The sequence below is a fragment of the Bacillus sp. C28GYM-DRY-1 genome (assembly GCF_030519405.1).
Lineage (GTDB): Bacteria > Bacillota > Bacilli > Bacillales > Bacillaceae > Bacillus > Bacillus spizizenii_A.
Genome location: NZ_JAUMKF010000015.1, coordinates 55,631 through 67,702 on the forward strand (window position 1 = coordinate 55,631; position 12,072 = coordinate 67,702).

The window sequence follows — 12,072 nt, forward strand, 5'->3', positions numbered from 1 at the left end:
GGACCAGCATGAACCGACAATCTCCGGCTCGGCACTACAAGAAGCTAGTGCTCAGCCTTATTCTCATTTTGAATTGCATACAATTTTTATCTCATCCAACCAAAGCTGACCCCATTTTGTTAGTGTTTGTGTTTGCGGTGTATCTAGCATTCATTTGGATCACTCCCTTTGTAGCATCCGCTGCTGTCAATTTGGGCATATTCTTCGGTCTTTGGCTCCTGACCGTTTTTCTTTGGGCTGTTTCCGGCCAAAACCAGGGAGCCGCCTATTTTTTGATTGTGTTTTTAATGATTTATGCGGCCTTCAGGCTCCCTTCACGGCTTTCCTTTATATTTACAGCATGTTTAATTGGAGGCAATATATTATTACTATCATCACTTGAAGGCAGCTTAAATTCCATCATTGGCAACATCACTATCATGATCGGACTCTACGTCTTTTTCTCCTCCATGCGTTTTAGGCGGGAGGCGAGGAGAGAGGCTGAGCGAAATCATGCTGAATTAGCGAAAATGCATGTGCAGCTGGAGCAGGCACATGCAGAACTTCAAAAAGCGCATGCTGAGCTGCAGGAGGCTTCTGTCCTTTCTTTAAGGTACGCGGTCCTTGAAGAGCGTACAAGAATTGCCCGAGACATTCATGACAGCATCGGGCATGAGCTGACTTCTGTAATTGTTCAGCTTCAATCTCTTCCCTATATCCTGAAAAGCAGCAAGGAGGATTCTGAAAAAGTCATTCAAAATGTACTGGCTATTGCCAGAGAGTGTCTTCAGGAAGTACGGTCTGTCGTTCACCAAATGGGCCGAAGTGAATCGATGGTTAGCCTTACCGCTTTGCGGGGGCTTATCCATCAAGTGGAGGAACGAAGCGGATTGCACGTTTCTTTTGACACTTCCTCCCTATCAGAAGAGTCTTGGCCTCAAAACGTAAGCGAAACGATCTACCGCATCTTGCAAGAAGCGCTGACCAATATCATCCGTCACGCTCACGCTTCCCATGCGGCTGCCGTCATTTCTAACGACGAAACCCACCTCTATGTCACAATCACCGATGACGGACATTTCACCGGCAATCTTACTTGCGGATTTGGAATGACAGGAATGAAAAAGCGCGCTGAAAAAGCAGGTGGTTCCCTTTCTTTCAGCGCCGTACAGCCGAGCGGCTTGCAAATTGAACTGGCATTGCCGCTTACGACAACGAATAAGGAGCAAAAAGATGAACAAAGATAAAATACGCGTCGCACTTGCCGATGATCAGCCGCTTGTGCGTGAAGGCTTCCGCTATGTCATCAACGCACAACCGGATATGGCCGTATCTGGTGAGACAGGCGACGGGCACGGCATTATTGCACTGGCAAAGCAAACAAAACCCAACGTCATCCTGATGGATGTCCAAATGCCACATTGCTCAGGTATCGAAGCGGCCAAAGACATTATGTCCGCCCTTCCGGATACAAAGATCGTCATTCTAACTACCTTTGATACCGAAGAATATGTATTTGAAGGCATTCGAGCGGGCGCAGTCGGCTATCTGCTGAAAGATACGCTTCCAGAAGAATTGATTGACGCCATTCGCGCCGCGGCCAGAGGAGAAGCGATTTTCCGCACAGCGACAGCTGCTAAAATTATCAGTGACACATTTCGCACGAAGCAACAAACTCAAGCCGAAGAACTGGCAGATCCGTTTACAAAAAGAGAGCTCGAGGTTCTTCAGCAAATGGCCTATGGGTTGAGAAATGAAGACATTGGTGAAAAGCTTTTCGTCAGCGAAAGCACTGTGAAAACTCACGTGCACCGCATCCTGCAAAAATGCAATGCCCAAGATCGGACACAGGCAGTCGTTTTTGCGATTCGAAACGGTATTGTGCAATAGAAAACTCGCATCCTGTCATGATAAAATAAGAGAAAGGAGATGATTGGAAATGAAAGAAGAGATTATTGAACGGTTTACTACATATGTAAAAGTCGACACGCAGTCCGACGAATCCGTCGACACCTGCCCTTCCACACCCGGCCAATTGACACTAGGAAACATGCTCGTTGATGAATTGAACTCCATTGGCATGCAGGATGTAGCCATTGATGAAAACGGCTATGTCATGGCGACTCTTCCCTCCAATACTGAAAAAGACGTGCCGACTATCGGCTTTCTCGCTCACGTCGATACTGCCACAGACTTTACCGGCAAAAACGTGAATCCGCAAATCATTGAAAACTACGATGGAAAAGACATTGTGCTTAATGAACAGCTGCAGGTGATCCTGTCGCCTGATCAATTCCCTGAACTGCCCGGCTATAAGGGCCATACTCTCATTACCACAGACGGCACAACCCTTCTCGGCGCAGACAATAAGGCCGGTATCGCCGAAATCATGACAGCCATGGATTACCTTATCAAACACCCTGAAATCAAACATGGTACCATCAAAGTCGCTTTTACGCCTGATGAAGAAATCGGAAGAGGGCCGCACAAATTTGATGTGAAACGATTCAATGCGTCCTTTGCCTACACAGTTGACGGCGGCCCGCTCGGCGAACTAGAATACGAAAGCTTCAATGCAGCTGCCGCAAAAATCACAATCAAAGGCAACAACGTACATCCCGGAACGGCAAAAGGGAAAATGATCAACTCTGCGAAAATCGCAATGAAGCTGAACAGCCTGCTGCCGGCAGACGAAGCGCCTGAATATACAGAAGGGTACGAAGGCTTCTACCACTTGCTGTCGATTCAAGGAGATGTAGAGGAAACAAAACTCCACTACATTATCAGAGACTTTGACAAAGGCAACTTCCAAAGCAGAAAAGAAACAATGAAGCGTGTCGTTGAAGAACTTCAAAACGAATACGGGCAAGATCGGATTCAGCTTGATATGAACGATCAATACTACAATATGAGAGAGAAAATTGAACCTGTGATCGAAATTGTCCACATTGCCAAGCAAGCGATGGAAAACCTCGGCATCGAACCGAAGATTTCTCCAATCCGCGGGGGCACGGACGGATCCCAGCTGTCCTACATGGGACTCCCTACGCCAAACATCTTTACCGGCGGGGAAAACTTTCACGGCAAATTTGAATACATCTCAGCCGATAACATGGTGAAAGCCGTAAATGTCATCGTCGAGATTGTAAAACTGTTTGAAGAACAGGCATAATACCAAGAGCCAGTCCTAAAAAGGACTGGTTTTTTTGTGTAAATATGAAACATTTTGAATACTTCCTCCGTAAAACAAGTATCAACAGTTGAGGAGGAAAAAATGACAAAACATGCTATAGCTGCAAAAAGTCTATTGAAAAAATGGATAAGGAGCAGGCCGCTTAACATACAAAAGAAATCGAGCCCATTTCAAAAAATCAGAAAAATGTTCAAACGCTTCTTCTAATCAATCTTCCAAGTCCACAAAACCACAATCTGCATACCCTCGTACCGCCCAAATGCTCCGAAATTTGGGTTTTTTGTGTTTAATTCCGCAAAATAGGGTATAAACCAAACAAGAAAGAAAACAACAACCTAAAACAGGTAATTTGAATTATTAATTTTTAGGTTAAAAGTAATATAAAAGATTTTATTTTATCGTCGATAGTAACTATAGAACCAATCATCAACCAGAACTAACACCCTGTTGTAAGACTATTTTCAGGTCAACAGGTTAGACTGTTTTTGAGGGGCAGTTATTTATTTTTTATTGATTTAGAATTTTTTGAATACTTTTTGGCTTTTTATCCGTACAATAGATAATACCAAAACTTTTTTTGGGAGGTATGTAAAATGATCCTATTTATTATCATCGCATTATGTGGCTATCTTCTTTTTTCTTTCAGCAAGGACAATCGCCGTAAACCGCAAAAGACAAGCCCTCTGCCAGCAGCTGCACCTCATCACAACAACCTAATCGACCTTGACGCGATCCGCCAAAAACGCCGGATGCATCTTTCCTAATCCTATAATTTAACGAAAAGGCTGCTGAATGATGCAGCCTTTTTCAATTTAGAAACATTTATCACTCAGGAAAACAACCAGCGGGTTTCTGATTACTAGATTTGGAACTTGAAACTTTCTTGCCGCCAGTCCGTAACTTCTTACAAAACAAATCTAAAAGGAGACTTCAGCAATGATCGAATTATTTATGAAACAGAAAATGTTCTCTTTTAAAGATGAATTTCACATTTATGACCGAGATGAACAAGAGGCTTTCAAGGTCGAGGGCCGATTCTTTTCGTTAGGGGACTCGCTACAAATGACAGATTCATCCGGTAAAACACTCGTTTCCATAGAACAAAAAACAATGTCTGTTCTGCCGCGATACAAGATTTCCATTGGCGGGGAAACAGCTTGTGAGGTGGCGAAGAAACTAACGTTTTTCAAACCGAAATTTGAAATTTCCCAGCTCAACTGGGAAATTGACGGCGACTTGTGGAAGGATGAATTTCAACTGACGGACGGGGAGAATGTCCGTATGTCAGTGAGCAAAAAGTGGCTCAGCTGGGGTGATTCCTATCATTTACAGATTGCAAAAGAGGAAGATGTGCTGATCTGTACAGCCATTGCTATCGTGCTTGATATGGTATTATATAACGACGAAGATGAGAGCATTTTCTAAAAAAGTGTTGACAATTGATCAAAAAGTAATAATATTAAGATAATTGAAATTCGAATATGAAGATATACCTTATCAAGAGAGGTGGAGGGACTGGCCCTATGATACCCGGCAACCGCTGTTTCAAACAGAATGGTGCTAAATCCTTTAGAACATTGTGTTCTTGCAGATGAGGCGGAGATTTGATATTCAAGCTCTTCCTTACACAAAGGGAGAGCTTTTTTATGCTCACCCCATTGCAGAAAAGAGGCGAATGACTTGGCTCAACAAACAAATGTTGCAGGACAAATAACAGAAAAACAACGCAAAGCTCCTTTCCGTGCCGATCATGTCGGCAGTTTACTGAGATCTGCTCCAATAAAAGAAGCCCGGCAAAAAAAAGCGGCCGGCGAGATCACTGCAGATCAGCTTCGTGATATCGAAAATCAAGAAATCACCCTCATTGTAGAAAAACAAAAAGAAATCGGTCTCGATGTGGTAACAGATGGGGAATTCCGCCGATCTTGGTGGCATTACGATTTCCTGGAAGGCCTTGACGGTGTGGAAGCGTTCATCCCGGCTGAAGGGATTCAATTCCATCATGCGAAAACAAAAGCACGGAGCATCAAAGTGACGGGTAAACTCGATTTTACGAGCCACCCAGCGCTTGCCGATTATCAATTTTTACATGAGATCGTCGGCGACGCGACACCAAAATTGACGATTCCGAGCCCGAATATGCTGTTTTTCGGTGAAAAGGCGGATAAAGAGATTTATGACGACCAAGAGGAATATTTTCATGATCTGGCCCAAACGTACAAAAAAGCAATTAAAGCCTTCTATGATGCTGGATGCCGCTATCTTCAGCTTGATGATACGTCATGGTCTCTCTTCTTTGAGGAAAAAGGCAGAGAGGTCGTCCGGGCACTTGGCGGTGATCCAGAAACATTGCCTGCCTTATTCGCCAAAACGATTAACGATGCAGTGGCAGACCGCCCTGATGATTTAGCAATCACAATGCACATTTGCCGCGGCAACTTCAAGTCGACTTGGGCGGCATCAGGAGGCTATGACGCTGTAGCGGAAACAATTTTGGACGGCTTGAATCTGGATGGGCTGTTCTTAGAATACGATGATGACCGCTCAGGACATTTTGATCCGCTCCGTTTCGTAAAACGCAAGGATCTGCGCATTGTGCTCGGCTTAATTACATCCAAATACGGCGATCTGGAAAATCCTGAGGATGTGAAGCGCCGCATCAATGAAGCGGCGCGCTTTGTCAGCCTTGACCAGCTGTGCCTCAGCCCGCAGTGCGGTTTCGCCTCTACGGAAGAAGGCAATCTGTTGACAGAAGAGCAGCAATGGGCGAAGCTGCGCCACGTCATCGACATCGCCAACGATGTGTGGAGATAATCTATCATTGACAGAAACAGAAAATGTGTGAATAATAGATACTATCAGAAAATTTCATAAAATGGTTTTCCTTATTAAGAGAGGTGGAGGGACTGGCCCTGCGATACCCGGCAACCGCTGTTTAACAGAATGGTGCTAAATCCTTTAGAGCATTGATTGCTCTTGAAGATAAGGTTGAGATTGTCACACAAGCTCTTCCTTATCCAAAGGATGAGCTTTTTTATATTCGAAATAGAAAGAAGGAATGGACAACATGCCACAACAAACAACACACACAGAACAAAAAGCACGACAAAGAAAAAAGCCGCCGTTTCGCGCGGATCAAGTTGGAAGCCTGCTGAGATCTGAGCCCGTTAAAAAAGCGCGGCTGCAAAAAGCGGCCGGCGAGATTACAGCTGAGCAGCTTCGCCAAATCGAAAACGATGAAATCATCCGCATTGTGGAAAAACAGAAGGAAACCGGCCTGAACGTCGTGACAGACGGGGAATTCCGCAGAGCATGGTGGCATTTTGATTTTCTGGAAAATCTGGATGGGGTTGAGCCGTTTATTCCTGAGCAGGGCATTCAATTCCATAATGTACAGACAAAAGCACGAGGCATTAAAGTCACCGGTGATATCGACTTTTCAACTCATCCAATGCTTGAAGATTACTCATTTCTCCATAGCATTGCCGGTGACGCGACGCCAAAGATGACGATCCCAAGCCCAAATATGCTGTTTTTCCGCGGAAAGCTGGAAAAGGATGCATACAAAAACGACTATCACCTTTTCCAGCACGATGTATCCAAAGCATATAAAAAAGCGATTCAAGCGTTTTATGACAGAGGCTGCCGCTACCTCCAGCTTGATGATACGGCATGGGCTGTTTTCTTATCTGAAAAAGGCTTAAAACAGATCGAGGCGTTCGGAACAACGCCTGACGAGCTTCGCCAGCTGTTTGCGAAATCGATTAACGACGCGATTGCAGACCGTCCTGATGACCTGACGGTAACCATGCATATTTGCCGCGGCAACTTCCAGTCCACTTGGACAGCAGAAGGCGGCTATGACGCAGCAGCCGAAACCATTTTTGACGGCTTGAACCTGGACGGCCTTTTCTTAGAGTATGATGATTCACGCTCAGGCGGATTTGAACCGCTCCGTTATGTAAAGCGCTCTGATCTTCAGCTTGTCCTTGGCTTAGTGACATCTAAATTCGGTAAGCTTGAACATCCGGACGACGTGAAACGCCGTATCGAAGAAGCGTCCCGTTATGTGAGCTTAGACCAGCTTTGTCTCAGCCCTCAATGCGGATTCGCTTCAACTGAGGAAGGCAACAAGCTGACTGAAGAACAGCAATGGGCGAAGCTCCGCCATGTGGTTGAGATCGCTAACGATGTTTGGAAATAAGCAAAGGAAAAACACACTTGATTCCCTGGCGGAGTAAGTGTGTTTTTTCATATCAAGCGTTTGATTCAAGCACCGCCTGGCTGACAGCAAAATCGGCTTCTGTTTTTTCATAAACCTCATCCATTGTGACACCTTCCTGAAGTTCAGTCAGTGTCATGCGGCCGTGATCAAAATCAAACACAGCCAAATCCGTAATCAGCCTGTGAACGACTCTCTGCCCCGTCAGCGGAAGAGAGCATGTCTTTTTCACTTTTGGCTCGCCATGCTTATTGACATGCTCCATGATGACAACGATCCGTTTCGCCCCGTTGACGAGATCCATGGCGCCTCCCATCCCTTTGACCATTTTCCCCGGGATCATCCAATTGGCCAAATCCCCCTGCTCAGAAACCTCCATGCCGCCAAGAATAGCCAAATCGATATGCCCGCCTCTTATCATCGCGAATGACTCAGCGCTGTCAAAATAGGAAGCGCCCGTCACTTCAGTAATTGTTTCCTTTCCTGCATTGATCAAATCCGCGTCTTCCATTCCTTCCACAGGATACGGGCCGATCCCGAGCAAGCCGTTTTCTGACTGAAGCATGACGTGAACGCTGTCGGGTATCTCATTTGCGACAAGCGTGGGCATTCCAATCCCAAGATTGACATTCATTCCATCCTTGATTTCTTGTACAGCCCGTTTGACCATTCGTTTTCTCGCTTCCTTCATTTCGCCTCACCCTTTCCCGCCGCTTGTCGGACTGTTCGCTTTTCAATCAATTTTTCATGGCTCGCGCCAAGCACCACATGCTGTACGTAAATTCCCGGCGTATGGATATAATCTGGGTCGAGCTCTCCCGCTTCCACGATTTCTTCCGCCTCGGCAATCGTAATCTTGCCTGCCATAGCGGCAACGGGATTGAAATTTCTCGCCGTCTTCCGAAAAACCAAATTTCCCATAGTGTCCGCTTTCCACGCTTTGACAATCGCCACGTCGCCGATGATGCCTTGCTCCAGCACATATGTCCGGCCGCCGAACGTTTTATGTTCTTTTCCCTCGGCTATTGAAGTGCCAACGCCTGTCGCCGTGTAAAATCCCGGTATGCCCGCGCCGCCTGCACGAATTCTCTCAGCGAGTGTTCCTTGGGGTACAAGCTCGACCTCAAGCTCTCCGCTTAAAAACTGCCGCTCAAAAATTTTATTTTCACCGACATAGGATGCGATCATTTTCTTGATTTGCCTATTAGCCAAAAGCAAGCCGAGCCCCCAGTCATCGATCCCGCAATTGTTGCTGACAACGGTTAAATCCTTTACTCCCTGATCTCTTATCGCCAAAATGAGCTGTTCAGGAATGCCGCACAGCCCGAATCCTCCTGCGATCAGCGTATCTCCATCATGAATCAGTTTCGCAGCTTCTTTACTTGATGACAGTACTTTTCCCATATTGATGCCCCTTTCGTTTTCTCCATCAACTCCAAGGACGAAAGCGTTTACAATTTTCTCGGTTGTTTTCTTCCCCTTTCCATATGTACGGGAAGCGGAGGCCGACTATTCCGAATAAAAAGGAAAGCTCTTTTTTTCGGAGCTTTCCTCCGCCTAATAGGATATAGAAATCAACCGTTTCTTTTTGCTTCATGGAGTTTCCCGCCCCTGTACACAACCATTATTCATAAATGGGAAATAATTATTCGACGATTGCTTGTTTTCCAAATTCCTCATGAGTCAGAAAATGAATCAATGCGTCTGCGGTTTCTTAAGAGACTGTAACTTTCCTGCTTCCTTTAACTGAATGAATTCATACATAAGGAAAATCTTCTTTGCGAACCGAGCGGACTTTTGACGTGCTGTAGCAGCTTTGTGAAGGCAATACATATTTCGCTGACTAAAAAGGATCTGTCGAAGCCTTAGGCAAAAAGCTCATCCATTCTAACCACCGGCTGTATGTCAAGACAGGCCGATCAAAGCCTGATTAACCAAGACCCCCAATGATATATGCTTTATTTTTCCCCTCCTGATTTCCTAAACATCATAGCAGCATAACAACTCCACATGTATTTCCTTTATTTTCTCAAATTCAAGATATAAATTTTATTATTGTGAAAATAGTTAAAAAGGTTGATTTTCAAAAAGTGAAAGGATAAAATACTGCTATCATCTTAGAAAAAGACATTCTTGTATATGATCAGTAATATGGTCTGATTGTTTCTACCTAGTAACCGTAAAAAACTAGACTACAAGAAAGTTTGAATAAATTTGAACGAGTTGAAAAGGACAAGTTCTTTTCTGTTTGCTCTTATTTTTCACACTTTCTGCACTTCCAGAATTTGTGAAGGATAGGAGCTTTTTTTGTTTCCAAAATAAACCTCATAGGAGTTGCTATCATGTACTTTTTATTAAACCTTATCGGTCTCATTGTGATTATGGCAGTTGTATTCCTATGTTCTCCGCAGAAAAAGAAAATCAAGTGGCGCCCGATCATTACATTAATTGTTCTGGAATTGCTCATTACTTGGTTTATGCTGGGAACAAAAGTCGGGAGCTGGACCATCGGTAAAATTGGGGATTTCTTCACTTGGCTGATTGCTTGCGCCAGTGACGGTATCGCGTTTGCCTTCCCGTCAGTCATGGCGAATGAAACAGTAGACTTTTTCTTTAGTGCACTTCTTCCAATTATCTTTATCGTCACATTCTTTGATATTTTAACATATTTCGGCATTTTGCCTTGGCTGATTGATAAAATCGGATGGGTCATTTCAAAGGCTTCCCGGTTGCCGAAATTAGAAAGCTTTTTCTCTATTCAAATGATGTTCCTGGGAAATACGGAAGCACTTGCGGTCATCCGCCAGCAGCTTACAGTATTAAATAACAACCGCTTGCTTACATTCGGCTTAATGAGCATGAGCAGCATCAGCGGCTCCATTATTGGATCTTACCTGTCAATGGTGCCGGCGACATACGTGTTTACAGCGATTCCTTTGAACTGCTTAAATGCGCTGATTATTGCAAACCTGCTGAACCCTGTCCATGTGCCGGAGGAGGAAGATATCATCTATACACCGCCTAAAGAAGAGAAGAAGGACTTTTTCTCTACGATTTCTAACAGTATGCTTGTCGGCATGAACATGGTTATCGTTATTTTGGCAATGGTGATCGGATATGTAGCATTAACATCTGCAGTCAATGGCATTCTTGGCGTTTTCGTACACGGACTAACCATCCAGACAATTTTTGCTTACCTCTTCAGTCCGTTCGCATTCCTCCTTGGGCTGCCAGTACATGATGCAATGTATGTTGCTCAGCTGATGGGAATGAAATTGGCAACGAACGAGTTTGTTGCCATGCTTGATTTGAAAAACAATCTTACAACACTTCCGCCTCACACAGTTGCGGTGGCGACGACATTCCTGACGTCATTTGCCAACTTTAGTACTGTCGGCATGATTTACGGAACGTACAACTCGATCCTTAACGGCGAAAAGTCAACGGTCATCGGGAAAAACGTGTGGAAATTGCTCGTCAGCGGAATTGCGGTATCTTTACTAAGTGCTGCCATTGTCGGCCTGTTTGTGTGGTAGAAACATTGAGCCATATCCTTTCCCGGATATGGCTCTTTGATTATTGATAAATAGAGGAAGGCACCTGCACATCCCGGATTCCAGCTGCATATGGTCCTAATTCATACTGGCCGAAGACGATGGCGATTCCGTTTTCCGTAAAGTAAAACGTTGTGTTTTGGTTAAGGGTAATATCCTCTTTCTTTACATCAGGGAAAAACAGCGTGTCATGTTTTTTGATATAGCTGTATAGGTAATCTTTCGTTTTGCTGACTTTTGCTTTGGTATTCAGAATCTGATTCAGTGTCACACGCTTTTTGGCTTTCAAGTCATAATTGAAGGTTCGGACCGTTGTTGAACCGTGGGCACCGCCTGAATACATATCATTGAGTGTTTGAATGCTGAGCTTGCCCGCCGCATTGTATTTGACGCTGAAGGATGTTTGATACTCCGCTTCGAATCCCTGCTGCTCGCCTGCTTTTTTGTTTTTCAAGTATTCCTGATACGATTGTTCGATGTAGGCTTTCAACTCTCGATTGATCTTCTTTTCAAACACGGCATCCCCGATGTGATGCACCTGAGGATACTTTAGCTCCTTTATCTTTTTGTACGTGTGGCTGCTGACAGTTGGTGTTTTGGCCTGCACCGCTTTTAATGATGGGTCCGCATATGCCATTAAAGAAAGAAGCACAATCGCAATCCCCGCGGCTTTCAGCATGTGATTCCATTTCATACGATCTCCTCCTTTGAAGTCGTTGTTTATCATTCCCTTTTAGAACTGATAAAATCAAAGAAGTGTCTAAATAAAAAAAGAAAAAGAGGCAAGATGCCTCTGCCTCTTTTTTATTGTTTACGCTCCAAAATGGCTTCATGAACCGCTTGTGCCAAATCTATATTTCCAAACATCTCTAACACCGCAATGACGGTTTGGTCAGGAATATGCTCTGACTCGTGTTTCGGCACGACCAGTTCGTCCATGGTTTTTTTTAAGCTTTCATTGATCTCTTGCTGCGGATACGCTTTGGCATATAGGTTTAGCGGATCAAGATCATGGTTCACGCACCATTGGGCAAACACCAAAATCATCATATTTTCATCGCGTTCGTATGCTTCAGCGAGCTGTTTTTCGTTCATCTGTCATGCTCCTTATGAAAAGTATCTTC

General features: G+C 44.5%; 12 protein-coding genes, 1 pseudogene and 3 riboswitches. Of the genes and pseudogenes, 8 read left to right on the plus strand and 5 right to left on the minus strand.

All coding sequences use genetic code 11. From position 1 onward, the window contains the following. The first annotated feature begins 8 nt into the window (after positions 1–8). From Q3W56_RS14680 to Q3W56_RS14710, 7 genes and pseudogenes are all read left to right on the plus strand, one after another. Entirely contained in the window at positions 9–1,226 is a 1,218-nt protein-coding gene (locus Q3W56_RS14680) for a sensor histidine kinase (protein ID WP_302895998.1), read from the plus strand. Then, positions 1,213–1,869, plus strand: coding sequence for a two-component system response regulator YxJL (gene yxjL / locus Q3W56_RS14685; protein ID WP_302895999.1), 657 nt, complete (start codon positions 1,213–1,215; stop codon positions 1,867–1,869). Before Q3W56_RS14680 ends, yxjL begins: the two co-directional genes overlap by 14 nt. Positions 1,870–1,918: 49 nt before the next feature. Continuing rightward, positions 1,919–3,151 (plus strand): peptidase T, encoded by a 1,233-nt coding sequence (gene pepT / locus Q3W56_RS14690; protein ID WP_302896000.1) that lies wholly within the window; start codon positions 1,919–1,921, stop codon positions 3,149–3,151. Positions 3,152–3,657: 506 nt separating this feature from the next. Further along, positions 3,658–3,936, plus strand: a pseudogene (locus Q3W56_RS14695) (hypothetical protein). A gap of 172 nt (positions 3,937–4,108) precedes the next feature. After that, positions 4,109–4,597: an LURP-one-related/scramblase family protein gene (locus Q3W56_RS14700; RefSeq protein ID WP_302896001.1), complete on the plus strand. Its 489-nt coding sequence runs from the start codon at positions 4,109–4,111 to the stop codon at positions 4,595–4,597. Positions 4,598–4,663: 66 nt separating this feature from the next. Further along, a riboswitch (SAM riboswitch) is annotated at positions 4,664–4,770 on the plus strand. Between the two features lie 82 nt (positions 4,771–4,852). Next, on the plus strand, positions 4,853–5,986 hold the full coding sequence (locus tag Q3W56_RS14705) for a 5-methyltetrahydropteroyltriglutamate--homocysteine S-methyltransferase (protein ID WP_302896002.1): 1,134 nt from the start codon (positions 4,853–4,855) through the stop codon (positions 5,984–5,986). A 68-nt stretch (positions 5,987–6,054) separates the two neighbouring features. Then, positions 6,055–6,161: riboswitch (SAM riboswitch) on the plus strand. Positions 6,162–6,239: 78 nt separating this feature from the next. Next, positions 6,240–7,376: a 5-methyltetrahydropteroyltriglutamate--homocysteine S-methyltransferase gene (locus Q3W56_RS14710; protein ID WP_302896003.1), complete on the plus strand. Its 1,137-nt coding sequence runs from the start codon at positions 6,240–6,242 to the stop codon at positions 7,374–7,376. 52 nt (positions 7,377–7,428) lie between these two features. On the opposite strand, the gene Q3W56_RS14715 is transcribed toward Q3W56_RS14710, so the two are convergent. From Q3W56_RS14715 to Q3W56_RS14725, 3 genes are read right to left on the minus strand one after another with little or no spacing between them, the layout of a single operon-like run. Beyond that, on the minus strand, positions 7,429–8,085 hold the full coding sequence (locus Q3W56_RS14715) for a 3-oxoacid CoA-transferase subunit B (protein ID WP_302896004.1): 657 nt from the start codon (positions 8,083–8,085) through the stop codon (positions 7,429–7,431). After that, a complete protein-coding gene (locus Q3W56_RS14720; RefSeq protein WP_302896005.1) occupies positions 8,082–8,798 on the minus strand; it encodes a CoA transferase subunit A in 717 nt (238 codons plus the stop codon). Before Q3W56_RS14720 ends, Q3W56_RS14715 begins: the two co-directional genes overlap by 4 nt. 25 nt (positions 8,799–8,823) lie before the next feature. Next, positions 8,824–8,991 (minus strand): hypothetical protein, encoded by a 168-nt coding sequence (locus Q3W56_RS14725; protein ID WP_302896006.1) that lies wholly within the window; start codon positions 8,989–8,991, stop codon positions 8,824–8,826. A gap of 516 nt (positions 8,992–9,507) precedes the next feature. Then, positions 9,508–9,609, plus strand: a riboswitch (purine riboswitch). A 127-nt stretch (positions 9,610–9,736) separates the two neighbouring features. Between Q3W56_RS14725 and Q3W56_RS14730 the strand changes: the two genes are divergently transcribed. Next, entirely contained in the window at positions 9,737–10,930 is a 1,194-nt protein-coding gene (locus Q3W56_RS14730; RefSeq protein WP_302896007.1) for a NupC/NupG family nucleoside CNT transporter, read from the plus strand. 40 nt (positions 10,931–10,970) lie between these two features. Here Q3W56_RS14730 and Q3W56_RS14735 read toward each other — a convergent pair whose 3' ends face one another. Then, positions 10,971–11,642: a DUF3298 and DUF4163 domain-containing protein gene (locus Q3W56_RS14735; protein WP_302896008.1), complete on the minus strand. Its 672-nt coding sequence runs from the start codon at positions 11,640–11,642 to the stop codon at positions 10,971–10,973. A 110-nt stretch (positions 11,643–11,752) separates the two neighbouring features. After that, positions 11,753–12,043, minus strand: a complete 291-nt coding sequence (locus tag Q3W56_RS14740) for a hypothetical protein (protein WP_302896009.1) — start codon at positions 12,041–12,043, stop codon at positions 11,753–11,755. Between the last annotated feature and the right edge of the window lie 29 nt (positions 12,044–12,072).

Bases quoted from the DNA above. Each gene is read 5' to 3' on its own strand.
- pepT (WP_302896000.1), top strand. From the start codon at position 1,919: ATGAAAGAAGAGATTATTGAACGGTTTACTACATATGTAAAAGTCGAC.
- Q3W56_RS14725 (WP_302896006.1), bottom strand. From the start codon at position 8,991: ATGAAGCAAAAAGAAACGGTTGATTTCTATATCCTATTAGGCGGAGGA.
- yxjL (WP_302895999.1), top strand. From the start codon at position 1,213: ATGAACAAAGATAAAATACGCGTCGCACTTGCCGATGATCAGCCGCTT.
- Q3W56_RS14715 (WP_302896004.1), bottom strand. From the start codon at position 8,085: ATGAAGGAAGCGAGAAAACGAATGGTCAAACGGGCTGTACAAGAAATC.
- Q3W56_RS14720 (WP_302896005.1), bottom strand. From the start codon at position 8,798: ATGGGAAAAGTACTGTCATCAAGTAAAGAAGCTGCGAAACTGATTCAT.
- Q3W56_RS14735 (WP_302896008.1), bottom strand. From the start codon at position 11,642: ATGAAATGGAATCACATGCTGAAAGCCGCGGGGATTGCGATTGTGCTT.
- Q3W56_RS14730 (WP_302896007.1), top strand. From the start codon at position 9,737: ATGTACTTTTTATTAAACCTTATCGGTCTCATTGTGATTATGGCAGTT.
- Q3W56_RS14740 (WP_302896009.1), bottom strand. From the start codon at position 12,043: ATGAACGAAAAACAGCTCGCTGAAGCATACGAACGCGATGAAAATATG.
- Q3W56_RS14700 (WP_302896001.1), top strand. From the start codon at position 4,109: ATGATCGAATTATTTATGAAACAGAAAATGTTCTCTTTTAAAGATGAA.
- Q3W56_RS14710 (WP_302896003.1), top strand. From the start codon at position 6,240: ATGCCACAACAAACAACACACACAGAACAAAAAGCACGACAAAGAAAA.
- Q3W56_RS14680 (WP_302895998.1), top strand. From the start codon at position 9: ATGAACCGACAATCTCCGGCTCGGCACTACAAGAAGCTAGTGCTCAGC.